Genomic DNA, 16,893 nt, shown 5'->3' on the forward strand with positions numbered 1-16,893 from the left:
TTTAGAAATCAGGGCTACTTCTAGCTCAGGATTTGCTTCAGCCGCTGCGATTGCAGTTCGAAGACCAGCGCCACCGGCGCCGATCACTGCGATATCTGTGGTAATTATTTGCACAGTTATCCTCCAGGGGTAATTGAAAATATTAGAAATAAAAATAGATATTGAACCGTATATTTACTGTAGTAATAGTTCAATATCTATTGTCATTAATAATACCCAAGCGAAAATAATTTTATATTCACAGAGAATATAAAATATTAGAACCGCATGGAAAATTTACCCTGACTATAAACGTTATAAATATCAAGCCTAAATTTAGGAGTCATATTTATTCGTCCACAATAAACATGTGTGTTTGCCTTGTAAAATGCCAATATCCATAAGCTTTATGTTTAAAATGCATGAAATAAATTGCAATACTGTGATCTAACTTATAGACGAGACGAGAAAAAGTGATATCGTGCGCCAAGAAAGACATTGACCAAGCATAAAATACTACTATATTTGTACTTGGCGACATTAAAACTTGATTCTCATGCCGTATGCGTATAGCTAATCCTTGCTACGGCCAACAATTAATGTTTTCATATATGTCATTCATTCGCACACTGAATCTTTTGTTAGCAAGGATATGCTTAGGCAAGGTTCTTCTATACCAGTTTTCGGAGCTACAAATGAATAATATTGAAACCAAATGGCTGCGTGACTTTATTATGCTTGCTGAATTAGGTAGTTTTTCTCACGCTGCATCCGCACGAAACATTACTCAACCTGCATTTAGTCGCCGTATCAAATCTCTGGAATCCGAGCTAAACCTGCTTCTCATCGATAGAACCAAGACACCTATCGATCTGACAACATCAGGTAAGCAATTCAAAACAACCGCTGAATCCATTCTCTATCAATTAGATGAAGAGATAGATCGCTTAACCGGTAGCTCAGTACAAGGGCGACACACCGTAAGATTGAGCGCAGCCCATTCAATTGCAATCGGTATACTGCCTCAGATACACGAAGGCATATTTAATCCAAAACTTAATACTAATCTGTCTATCGTTGCCAATGAGGTTGATACGTCAATCGAGCAACTCATTGATGGGAAAAGCGATTTTCTATTTTCCTTCTACGACGATAGATTGCAAGTAGCCCCTTACCGCTCTATCTACTTGGGCCGTAGCTTTTTGTATTGTGTATCCGGTGTTGATGATCAGGGCAAGCCTTTGTTCGACCTTAACCGAGATTCAAATATACCGAGTCTAGATTACACCCCCGAAAGCTATATGGGTCGAGCACTGAAAAGAGCACACAGTTCGCTTACAAATAACACTATTTCCACCTCGTCGATGAGCGATTTGAATAAGGAGTTTGTCATACAGGGCAAGGGAATCAGCTGGCTTCCGGATTACACTATTCGGGACGAATTAGCGTCAGGAAAACTTGTCATTCTCAACGAAAAGCAGCCCGTTCCTCTTGACCTCTATGTTTATAGGTACGTTTCAAAGCTTCATCCATCATGTGAAGCGATATGGAATCAACTTATAAAAATAAGCCCCATAAAGGAGTTGCACGGTTTCGATACCGAATCGGCATAGTGGTGCCGCTTTATTGCTCTGGATCAATTCTAGCAGTAGAGTACTTACACTATGCATCTACCGGATAAAGAGAAATGCATCACATTTGTAAAGGTTTAGCTGATGCTATTTTATTATACGACTGTCAAATGAAACATTTCTCAAAATGACTTTCTATTAGTACTCTATCAATCAATTGTTAGATTGTAATACTTTTCCATTTAGATGCGAATAAAGTATTAAAAAAATAAAACATCATTATTAAGTAATTAAAATTATTGCTACGGCACGGCTATGCCTACATAAAATAGACATATTTGTTTTTACAAAAAAATAACATACCAATCTATTTGTAACAATTAAATGCGAGCCGTGTTTAGGTATACCCCCTTTTTTATACATTTTAAATTTAACTTTTACATCAAGGAAAAAAATATGATAGTTGTCGAATTACTAGTCGTACTGCTCTTTATATTCTTGGGCGCAAGAATAGGCGGAATAGGCATCGGTTTAGCGGGTGGTGCAGGTGTTATCGCATTGACCATGTTTATGGGTGTAGATGCGGGTAACATTCCTGTTGACGTTATTCTTATTATTATGTCCGTTATTACTGCCATTGCTGCAATGCAAGTGGCTGGCGGTATGGATTGGTTGGTTGATCTTGCCGAGCAGTTTCTTCGCAAGAATCCGAAACGCATAACCTTTTACGCACCTATTGTAACCTACTTCATGACATTACTTGCTGGTACAGGTCATACGGCTTTTTCTACTCTTCCAGTTATTGCAGAAGTGGCGAAAGAGCAAGGTATCCGCCCTTCTAGACCACTGTCTATTGCAGTTGTTGCTTCTCAGATAGCAATCACGGCCTCGCCAATTTCAGCCGCTGTTGTATTTTTCTCTGGCATCCTAGAGCCTTTAGGCGTGGATTACTTAACGCTGCTTGCCGTTTGTATCCCTACAACTTTCACGGCTTGTATGGTTGGTGCTTTTGTTGCAAATCTAATGGGTGGCGAACTAAAGGACGATCCAGTTTATCAAGACCGCTTAGCGAAAGGACTTATTAAAATACAAGGCGCAACACAGCGCACTATTTTACCGACAGCAAAAACGTCTGTGTACATCTTCCTTATCGCCATTGTTGCTGTGGTTTCTTACGCAACAATGATAAGTGGTACTGTTGGCCTAATCGAGAACCCAACCATCGGACGTAACGACGCTATCATGGCGATTATGTTAACGGCGGCAACGGGCATCGTTATGCTAACTAAGATCGACGCGTCAAAAATCGCAAACGCCGCAACGTTTAAATCCGGTATGAGCGCATGTGTTTGTGTACTCGGTGTTGCTTGGTTGGGTGATACTTTCGTTTCTAGTCACATTAGTGAAATCAAAGAATTCTCTGCACAAATTCTTGAGCAATACCCGTGGATGCTAGCCATTACTCTGTTCTTTGCTTCTATGCTTCTTTATTCTCAAGGCGCAACAACAACCGCACTAATGCCTGCTGCATTAGCAATTGGTGTTGCACCATTAACAGCTATCGCCTCTTTTGCCGCAGTAAGTGCTTTATTTGTACTACCAACCTACCCAACATTGTTGGCAGCGGTAGAAATGGATGATACTGGTTCAACGCGTATCGGGAAATATGTATTCAACCATCCGTTCTTCATTCCAGGTGTTGTAACGATTACTACAGCCGTTGCACTGGGCTTCGCATTTGGCGGGATCTTAATCTAGTTTTTCAAAACGATAAGAAGGGAGCCAAGCTCCCTTCTTTTTCTATTTTTTATTTTTATTTTTTCTTTCTTTTTTTAAGTAGTGACTTCTGAGAAACATTTTCAAATAAATCTGTTACTCAAGTCCCATAATTATAGCTATGCCAAAACTGCATTTAAAATTACTTTTTGGCATTGTACTTGAAACAAAATAACATTCATTATTCTTGCATTACTTAACTATTATTAAAGGTAGCCGTCATGGTTAACGATACAAATAAATTTCGCATTGAAGAAGACTTATTAGGAACACTGGAAGTTCCTACAGAAGCGTATTATGGAATACATTCACTTCGTGCAAAAAACAATTTCTCTATTTCGTCAATGACGATATCTGATGCACCAGAACTTGTCAGAGGTATGATTTATACTAAAAAGGCAGCAGCTCAAGCAAATATTGAACTTGGCACCATTCCTTCGGATGTGGGTGAATATATTGTTAAGGCATGTGACTTAATTCTAGATACCGGGAAATGCATGGACCAGTTCGTCTCTGATGTATATCAAGGTGGTGCAGGTACCTCTGTAAATATGAATGCAAATGAAGTTGTTGCTAACGTTGCACTAGAACTCAAAGGTCATGAAAAGGGTGATTACAGTGTTATCAATCCTAATGATCATGTGAACAAGAGTCAGTCTACAAATTGTGCTTATCCTACCGGGTTCCGAGTTGCAGTATACAACAGCATTATGAAACTGATTACCTCTGTTGAACATCTTAAAGTGTCTTTTGATGCTAAGAGTGAAGAGCACAGAGATACATTAAAAATGGGCCGAACTCAGCTTCAAGATGCGGTACCAATGACGGTAGGACAAGAGTTTGGCGCTTATAGTATCCTTCTTAAAGAAGAGATCAAAAACCTAAAATATGCGGCAAATCTACTTCTAGAAGTTAACCTAGGCGCAACCGCTATCGGTACTGGTCTAAATGCTGCAAAAGGATATCAAGAGCTAGCGGTTAAATATCTTGCACAAGCGACGGGACTTGCCTGCGTACCATCTGAAGATCTAATCGAAGCAACATCTGACTGTGGTGCCTATGTTACTGTCCACGGCGCATTTAAACGTTTAGCCGTGAAATTATCAAAAGTTTGTAACGACCTCCGTCTATTATCTTCTGGCCCACGTTCAGGCCTTAATGAAATAAACCTTCCTGAAATGCAGGCTGGTTCTTCTATTATGCCCGCGAAAGTAAATCCGGTCATCCCAGAGGTCGTCAATCAGGTCTGTTTTAAAGTCATTGGTAACGATACAACGGTTACGTTTGCAGCAGAAGCTGGGCAGTTACAATTAAATGTAATGGAGCCAGTCATTGGTCAGACTATTTTTGAATCTATCAGCTTATTAAGTAATGCATGTATTAACTTGGCAGACAAGTGTATCGATGGGATTACTGTGAATAAGACGGTTTGCGAAGATTATGTATTTAACTCAATCGGGATTGTGACCTATTTAAACCCTCTCATTGGTCATCATGAAGGTGATATTGTGGGCAAAATATGTGCAGAGACAGGAAAAAGTGTTAAACAAGTTGTCCTTGAAAGAGGCCTGTTATCTGAAGAACACATAAATGCTATTTTTTCCGCAAAGAACTTAATGAATCCTGAGTATAACGCGGAATTATTTAACTAATACCAAATCAAGTAAATTTAAGGTATCAGTGGAACGCAAAAAAGCAGCTAACGCTGCTTTTTTTTATTCATAATAAGGTCAGTCACCACAGATTTCCGCTAAGGTGGCCAGTTTTTTTTCTGACTCTTTGACATAGGGGTTGCTTTCGTCCCATGCATATCCAGCTAAAATGGCACAGATCATCTGCTTAATTCTAGGGTTTGCATTTTCATAAAAAATAACCTTTTGTAACTTGCCAGAATACCAACCATCTACATAGGTTCTAAATGCGTCAACACCAATTTTTAGCCTTTCGGAATAGTCAATATCCCAATCAACAACATCACCAAGGAGCTGTTTTTCAACACAATCAGCCGCGAGTTTTGCTGAATACATCGCTATAGTGACACCCGAAGAGAAAACGGGGTCTAAAAACTCTCCTGCATTACCCAACAATGCAAATCGATTTGTAGCTAACGTACTGACATCCGCCGAGTAACCTATGATGGAATTAGCATCATTAATAAACTCGGCTTTCGACAATAGCTCACTTAATTCAGGCGCTTGGCGAACCATTTTTTTCAGGACCGAAAGATCATCACCCTCACCGAATATTTCTGGCTCTCCCACTACGCCAAGAGAACAGTGCCCGTTCGAAAAAGGAATGAGCCAAAACCAGACATCTCGATTAAGTGGATGAACCGTTACAAGGATCTTGTTTCTATCATAATAAAGCTTGCCCGATACACTCTCTATATTATCAACAACATGGGTGAAAATTGCTTTTCTAGGGGGTAAACAAGAAGGCTTTTCTAGTTCTAATAATTTAGGTACAACACGTCCAAACCCACTCGCATCCAGTACAAACTCTGCTTGTAGTTGGTGAATATTGCCAACGTTGTCCTTCACTGACAAGATAGAGTCATTCTTTCGCACTTCTATGGCTTGCACCTCGTGCTGAAATCGAATTTCTACACCTTGTTTCAGCGCTTCATCAGCTAAAACTTTATCAAAACTTGCTCTTTGAACTTGAAAGGTCGTGCCAGGACCTGAAGTAAACTTATCCTCAAAATTAAACTCTTGATATTGTTCACCACATCGAAATGCTGCGCCATTTTTAAACTGGAACCCTGCGGCCGCAACGGCATCACTCATCCCTGCAAGTTCTATCATCTCCATACAAGCAGGTAGCAAGCTTTCTCCTATAGAGAATCGAGGGAAAGCATCCCTTTCGATAACAACAACATCGAGGCCTTTTCGCCTAAGCAATGAGGCGGCTATCGTACCAGAAGGCCCCGCTCCGATAACGACGATCTGTTTCTTTTCAATTTTCATTTCAGGAAGAACTCTTCTACTGTCTGTCGTTGCTGTTAAGATATGCCATTGGTACGATTCATTCTAGCTAAGCTGCGGAAAGTGTTAGCAACGTATGCCCAAGACCAATATTATCTGCGCGCTGTTCAACGACAAAACCCGCTTCATGAACGATCTCTAAGAAGTCTTCACTGCGATAAAAGCGGCTATTACCATTCGCGAGGCAGGTAAAATAAAGTGACGTTGCATTCAGGCTATATTCAGCGGCATCATATTTCTGAGCATCCCAGAACAATTCCAACACATAAACAATGGCGTCTTGTTCCATCGTGCTACGAACTTTTCTTAGAATATTTAGAATTTCTATCGGTGAAAAACAGTCTAAAAACTGACTCATCCACCAAACATCGGCTCCCGTTGGCAGCGTTTGATTTTTATCTAACATATTGGCTGGATAAGGGGAAACTCGATCCTGAAAACCATTTTCCGTCACATTTTTCATTGCCAATTCTAACTGCTGGGGTAGATCGACAATAGTCACTTTTACATCCGAGTCATGTTTACAGCACTGCATGGCCCATTTACCTGTGTTACCACCAATATCAACCAATTGTTTCGGTTTATTAGCAAAAACAGTTTCTAACAGTATTGGAAACGACCGATCAGAATAGAAGTGATCGAAAGCAAACCAACTCTGCTTCGCTTTTTCAGGTAATGAAGATAACCCTTGATAGATGGTTTCCCAGTCGCCGAGTTCTTTCAAACCAGCAGGCGTTCCCTCTACTATCGCTTCAGTCAGATGCATCATTGCTGCATAGCAAACATCGGCCGTGAAATCTAGATTCGCATTGGTCATACCATCATGAAGAATAAAATGACCAAGATTGGCCAAGACATAATTAGGTTTATTCCAGAGAACGATATTGGCGCTAATCCCCATATCTAATAATACTTTAACACCATATTCAGAGACATTTGAACGCGCTGCCAAAGCCGCTGCATCTAACCCATTTTCACCAGCGCCATCAAGCACTTTGAGTATGCCTAGGTCCCTCAATGTTCTCGCAGTATGGAATACAATTGGGGCAAAAGAGAGTTTTTGAGCTTCCGTTTTCGCTTCTAGAGCGTTAAATGGATCTTTAATGAAATTTGACACAAATAAACCTAATTAATTATTTTTGCTGTTACAGACAATACCGTTACTTGGAAACAGATTCGTTACTTAGAAATAGAAAGAAACGATAAATTCTTTTGAATATCAACATTCAAATTGTTTACCCAACGATTGTAATTGCGATGAATATTCCCTTTAGCATCTGCTTTTAAGTTCTCTGAACTAACATACAGTATTGAGTAAAATTTTTCAGAATATGGCACACGCACATTGGCTTTATGACCACGAGAGTCTAATTCAAGCTCTACCTCTTTGTTTCCTGCATTCTTCACTACCCAACCACGATTCGTCGCCGATTCTATAATGGCCATCTTCACTTGTTTCTTTTGAAGATCATAAGCAACTGGGGTATTCTCGACATCCAATATAGGTTGAACGCGGCCACAACCGGCAAGAACCAAAACAAATAATAAAGATACAAATACCTTAAAGAATTTCATTGTTACTACTCCTGTAAAATTAAGTTCGCTCTAAATATTTCAGGCATAGTATTAATATAGTACCCACACAAATCAACAGTATATGACTAATAATAAAAATATCATTAAATTCAAAGTAGACGAATATCACATCCTTTCAGAAAACATCACTTCTACTGATGACTGGAATGCATGGTTAAGCGATCCTGAATTTAGGTCATCCGTTAAAGCACCTGTCCATCATATTCCTGCGATGATGCGAAGAAGGATGAGTCTTTTGAGTAAAATGTCTGTTCAGGTCGCGTTGGAATTAATAGAGCGACACAATATTGGATATATCGTATTTTCTAGTCGTCACGGTGAATTACCAAGAACCGTTGAACTCATAAAATCCATATTGGCAGGAGACGATGCATCACCAATGGCATTTTCTCAATCTGTCCATAACACAGCTGCAGGATTGACCACAATTGCGGCAAAACAAGCTATCCCTGTCACGTCACTTGCCGCAAGTCAGGATACATTTCATCAAGCATTGATTGAATCGTTTATCTATCTGTCTGAAAAAACAGAAACCTGCGAACAAACGGAGAAAAAAGTACTACTGGTTGATTTTGATGCGCCACTGCCAGCCGAATACCAAGAATTTGAGCATGAACACTTCGCAACCTACGCGTTTGGGATTGTACTTTCTAGCGGTGAGGATTACCGCATTACATGGCAAAGCAACACTGTTCCCTACAATGACAATAACAACATGACTAAAGACGAGATCCAATCCATACCAGAAACGAACGAAAGGACAGCCGCCTCACTTCCACAATCAATCAAATGTTTACGACATTTATTAAGCGATGACCACGCTTGGTGCATAACTTCCTCCCGAACTCTATGGAGTTGGAAAAGAAGTGCTTAGTTTATTACGCCATCTATGGATAAAAACAGATCAATGCTGGCGAGTATTCAGCACTGGATTTTGCTTTACGCTTTTTGGTATTGGTGGATTGGTCCTCAGCTTTGTTTTGATCCCTTTTATTCAGCTTTTGTCCAACAACAAGACCCAGAGTGAATATCAGGTTCAGCGTCTGATACAGATGACCTTTGATCTGTTTTGTAAGATCATGAAGTTTACCGGTGCAATTGACTACAGCATTACCGGTGCCGAGAAGCTCAAACAAGACAAAGGCTGTTTAATTATTGCCAACCACCCAAGTCTTATTGACTATGTGTTAATTGCTTCTCAACTTAAGCAGTGTGACTGTTTAGTAAAAGCCGAAATATGGGAAAATCCTTTTATTAGGCGAATAGTTCAAGCCGCAGGATACATACCAAATAAAGAACCAGAAGCACTATTTACACAGTGCGATGAACGATTCTCTGGTGGTAATGTTCTGTTGATATTTCCCGAGGGCACCAGAACAAAATCAGGTTCATCTACTAAATTACAAAGAGGCGCTGCGCAAATTGCGGTACGGTCAAAAGTGGACATTAGGCTAATAAATATCACAGTAAATCCCAGTTTTTTGACAAAAGAAGCGAAATGGTACCAAGTTCCTACAACTAAACCCTTTTTTCATGTTGAAGTGAAAGGTAAAATAGCCATAGAATCATTTCTTCGGCAGGCTAATTCAAACGCATCAGCCGCACGAAATTTAAACCAACATTTTGAAGAAGTGTTATTTGAAAATAAAAAGGATTAAATCCTTTCATTAACAATAAGCAGGTTACAGTGGAAAACGTACATATAGAAATTAAGCAACTGATTATCGACGCATTAAATCTAGAAGACATTAGTGTTGATGATATCGAAACCGATGCCCCATTATTTGGTGATGGCTTAGGTTTGGACTCTATCGATGCGCTGGAGCTTGGTTTAGCGATTAAGAAAAAGTTTAACATTATCATCGATGCTGACGACAATAATACTCGTCAACACTTTTCCTCTGTTGCTAACCTTGCTTCTTACATCTCTTCTCAGACGAGTTAAATTAACGAAACTATTATGACAAACATAACCAAAGAAGATGTTCTCAATCAGGTAACAGATGCTCTAGTCGAACTGTTTGAAATCGATAAAGCGGACATCAATCCAGAAGCTAAGTTATACCAAGAGCTTGATTTAGATAGTATCGACGCCGTTGACCTCGTTGTGCATTTACAAAATGTCACAGGGAAAAAAATTAAGCCTGATGAATTTAAAGCCGTTCGAACAGTGCAAGATGTCGTCGACTCTGTCTACGACTTGCTTAAGGCTGAATAATGAAATTGCTGACAATATTGTCAGCAATTTTGCTGCTAACCTATCCATTTGCTGTCTACTTTGGGATCGACAAACTTGGGATTGAGGCGATTGCTGTCGTTTTGATTCTCCTGTTTTTAATTCGAATTCTCGCGGGTTCGAAATCAAAATTTAAAGAACTGAAGTATCTAGCATGGATAACGGGAGGAATCGGAATTACCCTCCTCTCGTTGGGAGCATTGCTGAATCAGCAAGGTTGGCTTACTTATTATCCTGTTGTCGTCAGTACCTGTCTACTTGTCGTTTTTTGGCTAAGCTTGTCACAAGAACAGAGCTTAATAGAACGGTTTGCTCGATTACAAGAGCCACAACTTGACCCCAAGGCCGTGTTGTACACCAGAAACGTAACCAAAGTATGGTGTGTGTTCTTTCTCATCAATGGTTCTATTGCTTTATCTACTTGCTTTATGCCGCTCTCCTATTGGACTTTGTATAATGGTTTTATCAGCTATATAGCCATGGGACTTCTGTTTGCAATAGAATTTATTATACGCAAGCAGGTACAACAAAAGATAAAGGCCACTCAAACAGGCTCTCATGAACAATAACATCACTCCATTACCACTTTATTCACTGGCATCCGTACTAACAAAAGCAAATAGGGCTGACTCCCTATTTGCTTTTGGTTCTGCTGGCAACAAAACATGGTCCCATTTCGTCAACGATGTGCACCTTTACTTTCTGTGGTTTTCTGGAAAACCTCAAACTCGATGGGCTATATGCATTCACGACAGCTATTGGTTTTCGGTCGTTTTCTTCGCACTGAGTTACGCAAGCAAAGCGTTGGTCTTACCGGGTAACCATCAACCAGAAGCGATTCGCGAACTCTCATCTGAATTTGATGCTCTAATTCATGACAAGGTCATTTTTACGCCTAATTTAATAGCACTTGACGGGGTTGAGGTTTTCAACATTGGTTTTGAATTAACCGCACCCGCCCCACAATCTAAATTGGCTTCAGAGCTAAACCTAGATAACGTCAAAGTCACTCTTTTTACTTCTGGCTCTAGCGGAAAACCAAAAGCAATTGCAAAGACCTTGTCCCATTTCAATCGTGAAATTGCTCAATTAGACCAGATATGGGGTGGAGAAATAGGACATTGTCGAGTACAAAGCACCGTATCCCATCAGCATATCTATGGACTTTTGTTCAGACTCCTTTGGCCAATCTGTACTCAACGACCGTTTGCTAGAGAAAACCTAGACTATCCAGAACAGGTCATTAGCAACGCGGATAAACAATCCATATTAGTGAGTAGTCCGGCTCTATTAAAACGCCTAAATGTAGAGTCTTCCGATTCAGATTACAGGACGATATTTTCTTCCGGAGGTCCCCTTTCACTTAAAGCGGCGATTCAAAGCAGAGAGCAATTGGGGTCACTACCTTACGAAGTCTTCGGCAGCACAGAAACGGGTGGTATAGGTTACCGACAACAACATACCGAGATGACCCCTTGGCAGCTATTTCCCGATGTAAAAGCAAAGCTCAATGCTGAAGGTTGCATTGCCCTACAATCCGGCCATATTGATCCTGAAAACTGGTATCAAACCAGTGACCAGTGTGAATTATTTGAAGATGGTTCTTTTTTATTAAAAGGCCGAACCGATCGCATAATAAAAATCGAAGAAAAACGTGTTTCTTTGGTCGAAGTAGAGGCTCGACTTCAAGGGTTAGAGTGGATAGAAGAGGCTGCCGTCATCACCGTTGAAACTTCTGTAAGGCTAGAGTTGGTCGCCGTTATTACTTTAAACGAACATGGAAACGAACAACTTTGTTCTATTGGCAAAGGGCAATTTTGGATAAACATCAGGAAATCACTTAGGCAATGGCTTGAACCTATTGCTATCCCACGTCGTTATCGTATTCTTGATGACATCCCTTTAAACAGTCAGGGAAAACGCTTGGTGAAAGAGATAGAGTCTCTATTTCACCATAACTCGAACATGGGTTAGGTCCTCACTCTAAAATCGTAGAAATAATGATAAAAAGAAAACCACACATTCTATCGCAGAAAATTGAACCCTACCGTGCGACGTTGGAAATCAAAGTGGATAGTGACATTCAGGATTTTAAAGGCCACTTCCCTGACTTCGCTCTATTGCCCGGTGTGACGCAAATAGATTGGGCGCTCTTTTATGCCAAGCAATTTCTCAATGTCTCTCGACCCTTCGTTGGTATGGAAGTGATTAAGTTTCAATATCCTATCCTGCCGGATGCGATTATTACCTTGCAGTTAGACTGGGATGAAGATAAAAACAAACTTCAGTTTGCTTATACATCTAACCAAGCAACCACGCATTCAACGGGCAAAATAAAGCTTGGTAATAAGGAATAACATGTATAGTGCTTGCTTTCTAATTCCTTGCTACAACCACGGTTCGACCGTGGCTGACATCGTTGAGTCACTTCGCCTATACGATATGCCAATTATACTAATCGATGACGGCAGTGAACTAGAAACGAGAGCCGCCTTACAAGAACAAGCTCTTGCAAAAGACGTTACCCTTATTACTCTGTCAGAGAATCAAGGTAAGGGTGGAGCCGTAATGGCGGGATTGCATGCGGCTAATACACTGGGTTACTCACATGCAATTCAAATAGATGCCGATGGTCAACACGACCTTCAGACGCTACCTTCTCTTATCGCTCTATCACAGAAAAAACCCAAAAATGTTATTTCGGGACAGCCGATATATGATGATTCGGTTCCTAAATCGAGACTTTATGGTCGATACATTACTCACATTTGGGTATGGATAGAGACCCTCTCTTTTGAGATAAAAGACAGCATGTGTGGATTTCGTGCTTATCCAGTAAAAGAAACCGTACAGGTATTAAATAAAAATTCGATAGGCAAGCGCATGGATTTCGATACCGAGATCATGGTACGTATGTATTGGGACGGGACTGAATTCAACTTTGTCGATACCCGTGTTATCTACCCAACAGATGGTATCTCTCATTTTGATGCGCTGTGGGATAACATCAAGATAAGTACAATGCATACCAAACTTTTTTTCGGCATGTTACCTCGAATCCCCACGCTGTTATCTCGTAAGCGCAAAGGTCAATCTCACTGGTCGACTAAATCTGAACGTGGAACGTTAATAGGTATCAAATTACTGCTCGCCATTTATTCATTCTTAGGTCGACCAATATTTACCCTTATTTTGCGCGCCGTAATGGGCTATTACTATTTGACTGGCAGTCATGCTAGAAAAGCATCCGAGCAATACATTGCTCAGGTTAAGGCATACCATCAGAAGAATGGGATTACCACGCCGAAAAATCTCACGTCATACCAACACCTGCTTTCTTTTGGACAAACAATATTAGACAAATTTGCGGCTTGGAAAGGCGACATCCGTTATCAAGATTTGACGGTTTCGGGTGCGGAGGTGCTAGACAATGTGGTTAAACAAGATCAAGGTATCATTCTATTGGGCTCGCATCTTGGCAACATAGAGCTTTGTCGTGCGATGAGCAGAAAGCACAAACATCTAAAAATTAATGCTTTAGTGTTTACTGAACATGCCGAAAAATTTAATACCGTTATGAACGCGGTGAATCCAAATTCAAATTTGAACCTAATTGAAGTAACAGAAATGGGGCCTGATACGGCAATTAAACTACAACAGAAAATAGAACAGGGTGAATGGATAGTCATCGTAGGGGATAGAACCTCAGTTACTAAAGAGAAACGCGTTATTTGGGCAGACTTTTTAGGCAAACCCGCCCCCTTTCCACAAGGGCCTTTCATGCTAGCATCCGTATTAAAAGCACCGGTATTTTTACTGTTCGGCTTGCGAGATGAAGGGACAGAAAAACCGCATTTCAATGTCTATTTTGAAGCCTTTAGAGACAAGATAGTTTTGCCCAGAGGCAAGCGAGAAGAAGCGTTACAAGAGGTTGTTCAAGACTATGCCCATCGGTTAGAACACCATACGATGAGTGCACCATTGCAGTGGTACAATTTTTTTAATTTCTGGAATTTAAGCGACAACAATAATGACTAATAAAGCTCAAAACAGTGTTCAGTTTGGTTCGGACCGTCTCACCATAGAAGACGTTGTTGCCATTTCTAAAGGCGCAAAAGCTCAGCTCAATGATTCTGATGCCTTTACAGGCAAAATAGACAGAGGCGTTGCTTTTCTTGAGCGATTATTAAAAGAAGAAGGGGTCATTTATGGTGTTACCACAGGATACGGCGATTCTTGTACCGTCGCAATTCCACCCGACCTAGTCGATGAACTGCCTCTGCATCTAACCCGTTTTCACGGCTGCGGGATGGGAGATATCTTCTCTCCACAACAGACTCGAGCAGTATTAGCCACTCGACTTTGTTCGTTATCTCAAGGGTATTCAGGGGTATCTCTCGATCTATTGAACCAGATAGTCACCCTGATAAATGAAGATATTTCACCTCGGATCCCTCAAGAAGGGTCTGTTGGTGCGAGTGGCGATCTCACGCCCCTTTCCTATTTGGCTGCCGCCCTTATTGGCGAACGCGAGGTAATTTACAAGGGTGATATTCGCCCTACGTCTGAAGTGTTTGATGAGCTGCATATTGACCCAATCAAACTCAGACCTAAAGAAGGGTTAGCTTTGATGAATGGCACCTCAGTCATGACGGCCCTTGCATGCATCGCCTATAAAAGAGCTGAATATTTAGTACAGCTCACAACGAGAATAACTGCCATGGTCTCGGTTGGTATGCAAGGCAACGAATTTCACTTTGACGAAGCATTATTCGCCGTTAAACCACACCCTGGCCAGCAGCAGATTGCAAGCTGGTTACGAAGTGACTTACGAGCTGAACGCCCACCGCGTAACAGTGACCGACTGCAAGATCGTTATTCATTGCGCTGCGCACCTCATGTTATCGGTGCACTACAAGATAGCTTACCCTGGCTACGCCAATTGATTGAAAACGAACTCAATAGTGCGAATGACAATCCTATTATCGACGGTGATAATGAGCGAGTTTTACATGGTGGCCATTTTTATGGCGGCCATATCGCCATGGCAATGGATACACTCAAGACAGCGATCGCCAATTTAGCCGATTTACTCGACCGTCAAATGGCACAGCTTATGGACTACAAATTCAACAACGGTTTACCTTTTAACCTTACCGGTGCTCAAGGTGAAAGAAAACCAATCAATCACGGCTTCAAAGCAGTACAAATCGCTATATCAGCGTGGACAGCTGAAGCTTTAAAACAGACCATGCCTGCCAGTGTTTTCTCTCGATCTACCGAATGCCATAACCAAGATAAAGTAAGCATGGGCACTATCGCCGCTCGTGATTGTTTAAGGGTATTAGAGTTAACCGAACAAGTTGCTTCTGCATCACTGCTTGCGGCTACTCAAGCGATAGAACTGCGTAAAAGACAAAATGAACTAGACGAACAACATATGAGTGATACTCTAAAACAGATGCAATCCGATGTACTTGATGAATTTGAATTTGTCGATGAGGACAGACCATTAGAAGGCGATTTGCGTAAATTTATGATGTTTATTCAACAACAGCACTGGCCACTGTATTAAGGGTATCTATGACAGCTCATCATAAAGAAAATACCGATATGCTAGGCAATAATAAAGCCTCCGACACTACCTATGCACTAGAGTCTGAAGTCATTATCAAACCTCTTTTTCAAGATGCCGACCCAATGGGTGTTGTCTATCACGGCAACTATTTTCGGTTTTTCGAACAGGCTAGACATGCCTTAATGGCAAAGATCAGCTACAGCTATCTGGAAATGAACGCGTCAGGTTATATGTGGCCAATCATCGATACACGGGTTAAGTACGTAAAATCCATTCCTTTTGACCATGAGATTCGAGTGGTTGCAAAATTAACTGAATGGGAAAATCGGTTGAGGGTTGATTACATCATCTTTGATAACAACACCGGAGAGCGGATGACAAAAGCACATACAACACAAGTTGCTGTTGAGATGGCAACAAAGGAAATGTGCTTCGTTTCTCCTAAAATATTCACTGATAGAGTGGCGCAGTGGCATATGAACGGAGAGTTCAATGACTAAGCGACTCACTATTGCGCTCTATTTATTGTTCGTTTTCTCGCCATCATTACAGGCAAAGAGCTTACAAGATGTGCAAACATTATTGGCAGCTCAAAGCCTTGTACGTGGCGATTTCGAACAACACAGAACGATGGAAATGTTTAGTCAACCACTCACCTCTACTGGCAATTTCGTCATCCATAAAAAGAGTGGATTGTTGTGGCAACAAACGGCTCCTTTCCCAGTAAATATTATTCTTACTGACGATAAATTAAGCCAACAATTTGCCAATCAGCCCGCGCAGGTAATGACAGAGAAAGAAAACCCAATGGCGTTTTATTTCAGCCATATATTCCTTTCACTGTTTGATGGTAATGCACAACAACTTAACCAACAATTCACAACATCATTTAGTGACAACGCAGAGGTTTGGACCTTAACGCTAACGCCTAATCAAGCGCCACTTAACGCCGTGTTCAGTGATATAACGATTTCCGGAACCCTTTACATCAACCAGATAGAACTGACCGAGGTTCGCGGCGACAAGACCACCATTCTATTTAACAACCAAACCGAACAACCCAACACCTTGACGCCCGATGAAAGTGCCTTTTTCCATTTTTAAAGCGGGTATTACCCCCTTCTTCGTTGCGCATTCGGTTTTCACTCGAAGCCTTGCGTTCATCTGGCTGAT

The 16,893-nt window shown here is 41.0% G+C and carries 18 protein-coding genes; 14 read left to right on the forward strand and 4 right to left on the reverse strand.

Annotated elements, in window-relative coordinates; genetic code table 11:
- On the reverse strand, window positions 1–114 hold a 114-nt coding region (locus AACW90_RS22120), incomplete at its 3' end, for an FAD-binding protein (protein ID WP_390239114.1).
- Window positions 115–674: 560 nt separating this feature from the next.
- Between AACW90_RS22120 and AACW90_RS22125 the strand changes: the two genes are divergently transcribed.
- From AACW90_RS22125 to aspA, 3 genes are all read left to right on the forward strand, one after another.
- Window positions 675–1,592, forward strand: coding sequence for a LysR family transcriptional regulator (locus AACW90_RS22125; RefSeq protein ID WP_390239047.1), 918 nt, complete (start codon window positions 675–677; stop codon window positions 1,590–1,592).
- Window positions 1,593–2,006: 414 nt separating this feature from the next.
- Entirely contained in the window at window positions 2,007–3,308 is a 1,302-nt protein-coding gene (locus AACW90_RS22130) for an anaerobic C4-dicarboxylate transporter (protein WP_390239050.1), read from the forward strand.
- Window positions 3,309–3,547: 239 nt separating this feature from the next.
- A complete protein-coding gene (aspA, locus tag AACW90_RS22135; protein ID WP_390239053.1) occupies window positions 3,548–4,978 on the forward strand; it encodes an aspartate ammonia-lyase in 1,431 nt (476 codons plus the stop codon).
- Between the two features lie 78 nt (window positions 4,979–5,056).
- Here the strand turns inward: aspA and AACW90_RS22140 are convergent, their stop codons facing one another.
- The 3 genes from AACW90_RS22140 to AACW90_RS22150 form a co-directional block, all read right to left on the reverse strand.
- A complete protein-coding gene (locus AACW90_RS22140) occupies window positions 5,057–6,292 on the reverse strand; it encodes an NAD(P)/FAD-dependent oxidoreductase (RefSeq protein ID WP_390239056.1) in 1,236 nt (411 codons plus the stop codon).
- A gap of 67 nt (window positions 6,293–6,359) precedes the next feature.
- Window positions 6,360–7,427 carry a methyltransferase gene (locus AACW90_RS22145; protein ID WP_390239059.1) on the reverse strand — a complete coding sequence of 356 codons (1,068 nt, stop codon included), beginning with the start codon at window positions 7,425–7,427 and terminating at the stop codon, window positions 6,360–6,362.
- Window positions 7,428–7,489: 62 nt separating this feature from the next.
- A complete protein-coding gene (locus tag AACW90_RS22150; protein WP_390239062.1) occupies window positions 7,490–7,885 on the reverse strand; it encodes a hypothetical protein in 396 nt (131 codons plus the stop codon).
- An 82-nt stretch (window positions 7,886–7,967) separates the two neighbouring features.
- Between AACW90_RS22150 and AACW90_RS22155 the strand changes: the two genes are divergently transcribed.
- The 11 genes from AACW90_RS22155 to AACW90_RS22205 are packed head-to-tail and all read left to right on the forward strand — an operon-like array spanning window position 7,968 to window position 16,824.
- Window positions 7,968–8,780, forward strand: coding sequence for a beta-ketoacyl synthase chain length factor (locus tag AACW90_RS22155; RefSeq protein ID WP_390239065.1), 813 nt, complete (start codon window positions 7,968–7,970; stop codon window positions 8,778–8,780).
- Entirely contained in the window at window positions 8,773–9,564 is a 792-nt protein-coding gene (locus AACW90_RS22160) for a lysophospholipid acyltransferase family protein (RefSeq protein ID WP_390239069.1), read from the forward strand. The genes AACW90_RS22155 and AACW90_RS22160 overlap by 8 nt, the downstream gene beginning before the upstream one ends.
- Before the next feature lie 29 nt (window positions 9,565–9,593).
- Window positions 9,594–9,851: a phosphopantetheine-binding protein gene (locus tag AACW90_RS22165; protein ID WP_195704033.1), complete on the forward strand. Its 258-nt coding sequence runs from the start codon at window positions 9,594–9,596 to the stop codon at window positions 9,849–9,851.
- 15 nt (window positions 9,852–9,866) lie between these two features.
- Entirely contained in the window at window positions 9,867–10,124 is a 258-nt protein-coding gene (locus tag AACW90_RS22170; protein ID WP_390239072.1) for an acyl carrier protein, read from the forward strand.
- The gene (locus AACW90_RS22175) at window positions 10,124–10,711 is read left to right on the forward strand and encodes a COG4648 family protein (RefSeq protein ID WP_390239075.1); all 588 of its coding nucleotides are present in this window, start codon (window positions 10,124–10,126) and stop codon (window positions 10,709–10,711) included. The genes AACW90_RS22170 and AACW90_RS22175 overlap by 1 nt, the downstream gene beginning before the upstream one ends.
- The gene (locus AACW90_RS22180) at window positions 10,701–12,116 is read left to right on the forward strand and encodes an AMP-binding protein (protein ID WP_390239077.1); all 1,416 of its coding nucleotides are present in this window, start codon (window positions 10,701–10,703) and stop codon (window positions 12,114–12,116) included. The genes AACW90_RS22175 and AACW90_RS22180 overlap by 11 nt, the downstream gene beginning before the upstream one ends.
- 26 nt (window positions 12,117–12,142) lie before the next feature.
- Entirely contained in the window at window positions 12,143–12,499 is a 357-nt protein-coding gene (locus AACW90_RS22185) for an ApeI family dehydratase (protein WP_390239080.1), read from the forward strand.
- A gap of 1 nt (window position 12,500) precedes the next feature.
- A complete protein-coding gene (locus AACW90_RS22190) occupies window positions 12,501–14,180 on the forward strand; it encodes a glycosyltransferase family 2 protein (protein WP_390239083.1) in 1,680 nt (559 codons plus the stop codon).
- A complete protein-coding gene (locus AACW90_RS22195) occupies window positions 14,173–15,717 on the forward strand; it encodes an HAL/PAL/TAL family ammonia-lyase (protein ID WP_390239086.1) in 1,545 nt (514 codons plus the stop codon). The genes AACW90_RS22190 and AACW90_RS22195 overlap by 8 nt, the downstream gene beginning before the upstream one ends.
- 38 nt (window positions 15,718–15,755) lie before the next feature.
- Complete coding sequence (locus AACW90_RS22200; RefSeq protein WP_390239117.1) at window positions 15,756–16,220, forward strand: acyl-CoA thioesterase; 465 nt, start codon at window positions 15,756–15,758, stop codon at window positions 16,218–16,220.
- On the forward strand, window positions 16,213–16,824 hold the full coding sequence (locus tag AACW90_RS22205) for a LolA family protein (protein ID WP_390239090.1): 612 nt from the start codon (window positions 16,213–16,215) through the stop codon (window positions 16,822–16,824). Before AACW90_RS22200 ends, AACW90_RS22205 begins: the two co-directional genes overlap by 8 nt.
- The last annotated feature ends 69 nt before the right edge of the window (window positions 16,825–16,893 follow it).

It is taken from the genome of Vibrio frigidus, from assembly GCF_042465995.1.
Taxonomy (GTDB): Bacteria; Pseudomonadota; Gammaproteobacteria; order Enterobacterales; family Vibrionaceae; genus Vibrio.

Excerpts from the sequence above, each read along its gene's own strand:
- AACW90_RS22125 (WP_390239047.1), top strand. The coding sequence starts at position 675 with ATGAATAATATTGAAACCAAATGGCTGCGTGACTTTATTATGCTTGCT.
- AACW90_RS22130 (WP_390239050.1), top strand. The coding sequence starts at position 2,007 with ATGATAGTTGTCGAATTACTAGTCGTACTGCTCTTTATATTCTTGGGC.
- aspA (WP_390239053.1), top strand. The coding sequence starts at position 3,548 with ATGGTTAACGATACAAATAAATTTCGCATTGAAGAAGACTTATTAGGA.
- AACW90_RS22140 (WP_390239056.1), bottom strand. The coding sequence starts at position 6,292 with ATGAAAATTGAAAAGAAACAGATCGTCGTTATCGGAGCGGGGCCTTCT.
- AACW90_RS22150 (WP_390239062.1), bottom strand. The coding sequence starts at position 7,885 with ATGAAATTCTTTAAGGTATTTGTATCTTTATTATTTGTTTTGGTTCTT.
- AACW90_RS22155 (WP_390239065.1), top strand. The coding sequence starts at position 7,968 with ATGACTAATAATAAAAATATCATTAAATTCAAAGTAGACGAATATCAC.
- AACW90_RS22170 (WP_390239072.1), top strand. The coding sequence starts at position 9,867 with ATGACAAACATAACCAAAGAAGATGTTCTCAATCAGGTAACAGATGCT.
- AACW90_RS22175 (WP_390239075.1), top strand. The coding sequence starts at position 10,124 with ATGAAATTGCTGACAATATTGTCAGCAATTTTGCTGCTAACCTATCCA.
- AACW90_RS22180 (WP_390239077.1), top strand. The coding sequence starts at position 10,701 with ATGAACAATAACATCACTCCATTACCACTTTATTCACTGGCATCCGTA.
- AACW90_RS22185 (WP_390239080.1), top strand. The coding sequence starts at position 12,143 with ATGATAAAAAGAAAACCACACATTCTATCGCAGAAAATTGAACCCTAC.
- AACW90_RS22190 (WP_390239083.1), top strand. The coding sequence starts at position 12,501 with ATGTATAGTGCTTGCTTTCTAATTCCTTGCTACAACCACGGTTCGACC.
- AACW90_RS22195 (WP_390239086.1), top strand. The coding sequence starts at position 14,173 with ATGACTAATAAAGCTCAAAACAGTGTTCAGTTTGGTTCGGACCGTCTC.
- AACW90_RS22200 (WP_390239117.1), top strand. The coding sequence starts at position 15,756 with ATGCTAGGCAATAATAAAGCCTCCGACACTACCTATGCACTAGAGTCT.
- AACW90_RS22205 (WP_390239090.1), top strand. The coding sequence starts at position 16,213 with ATGACTAAGCGACTCACTATTGCGCTCTATTTATTGTTCGTTTTCTCG.